1 protein-coding gene is annotated in these 2037 nt (G+C 70.7%); it reads right to left on the bottom strand.

Features of this window, described 5'->3' with window-relative positions; translation table 11 throughout:
- A partial coding sequence (gene uvrA / locus AC08OV_RS16440) for an excinuclease ABC subunit UvrA (RefSeq protein WP_476619896.1) occupies window positions 1-2037 on the bottom strand: 2037 nt, incomplete at both ends.

Genomic DNA, 2037 nt, shown 5'->3' with positions numbered 1-2037 from the left:
CCTCGATCGGCATGTCGAGCACCTCGGCGATGTTCCTGCCCTTGTAGTGCACCTCCAGCGTCTCCCGGTTGTACCGGTCGCCGTGGCAGACCTCGCACGGCACGTACACGTCCGGCAGGAAGTTCATCTCGATCTTGAGGGTGCCGTCACCGGAACACGCCTCGCACCGCCCGCCCTTGACGTTGAACGAGAACCGGCCCGGCAGATAGCCGCGGACCTTCGCCTCGGTCGTCTCGGCGAACAGCCGGCGGATGTGGTCGAACACGCCGGTGTAGGTGGCGGGGTTGGACCGCGGCGTGCGTCCGATCGGGGACTGGTCGACCCGGACCGCCTTGTCGAGATGGTCGAGCCCGCTGACGGTGCGGTGCCGGCCCGGCACCTCCCGGGCGCCGTTGAGCTTGTTCGCCAGGACGGCGGCGAGGATGTCGTTGACGAGGGTGGACTTCCCCGAGCCCGACACCCCGGTGACGGCCACGAAACAGCCCAGCGGGAACGACACGGTGACGTCGCGCAGGTTGTGCTCCCGGGCCCCGTGCACGGTCAGTGCCCGGCCCTTGGTCGGCACCCGGCGGATGTCGGGCACCGGGATCCGGCGCCGCCCGGACAGGTAGGCGCCGGTCATCGACTCCTCGCTGGCGAGCAGCTTCTCGACCGGCCCGGAGACGACGACCCGACCGCCGTGCTCGCCGGCGCCGGGGCCGATGTCGACCACCCAGTCGGAGGCGCGGATCGTGTCCTCGTCGTGCTCGACGACGATGAGCGTGTTGCCCAGGTCGCGCAGCCGCAGCAGGGTCTGGATGAGCCGGCGGTTGTCCCGCTGGTGCAGGCCGATCGACGGCTCGTCGAGCACGTACAGCACCCCGACGAGCCCGGAACCGATCTGGGTGGCCAGCCGGATGCGCTGTGCCTCGCCGCCCGCCAGGGTGCCGGCGGCCCGGTCGAGGGAGAGGTAGTCCAGCCCCACGTCCAGCAGGAACGTCAGCCGCGCGTCGACCTCCTTGAGCACCCGGCCGGCGATGGCCCGCTCCCGTTCGGTGAGGTCGAGCCCGCGCAGGAACACGGCGCACTCACCGATCGCCAGACCCGAAACCTCGGCGATCGACCGACCGCCCAGCGTCACCGCAAGTGACTCCGACTTCAGCCGCGCGCCGCGGCAGGCCGGGCAGGGGACATCGCGCATGTAGCCCTCGTACCGCTCCCGGCTGCTGTCCGACTCGGCCTCGCGGTGCCGGCGGCCCAGGAAGCCGATCACGCCCTCGAAGGAGGTGTAGTAGGAACGCTTGCGGCCGTAGCGGTTGGTGTAGCCGACGTGGATCTCGGTGTCGCCGCTGCCGTACAGCACGGCCTTGCGGGCCCGCTCGGGCAGCCCCTCCCACGGGGTGCCCATCTTGAAGCTGAGGTCCTCGGCAAGGGCCGTGAGCAACCGTTCGAAGTACTCCTTGTTGTGGCCGCCCGACCAGGGGGCCACCGCGCCCTGCGCCAGCGACAGGGTGGGGTCGGGCACGACGAGCTCCGGGTCGACCTCCTTGCGGGTCCCGATCCCGGTGCACTCGGGGCAGGCACCGTATGGCGAGTTGAACGAGAACGACCGCGGCTCCAGCTCCTCAAAGGAGAGGTCGTCGTAGAGGCAGGCCAGATGCTCGGAGTACATCCGCTCGCGCTCGGGGTCGTCGGCGTCGCGGTCGACGAAGTCGACCAGGACGAGCCCGCCGCCCAGCTTCAGGGCCGTCTCCACCGAGTCGGTGAGCCGCCGCTTCGCCGACGGCTTGATCGCGAGCCGGTCGACGACGACCTCGATCGTATGCTTGCGCTGCTTCTCCAGCTTCGGCGGATCGGTGAGCGGCACCACCGTGCCGTCGACGCGGGCCCGCGCGAACCCGGAGCTCTGCAGCTCGGCGAACAGGTCGACATACTCGCCCTTGCGGCCACGCACCACCGGGGCCAGCACCTGGAAGCGGGTGCCCTCGGGCAGCTCCAGCAGCCGGTCGACGATCTGCTGCGGGGTCTGCCGGGAGATCAGCCGCCCGCACTTCGGGC

This window comes from Frankia sp. CeTa3Moorea (assembly GCF_978021225.1).
Note: the sequence above shows the minus strand (reverse complement) of the source record. Positions and strands in the feature narration are given on the sequence as shown.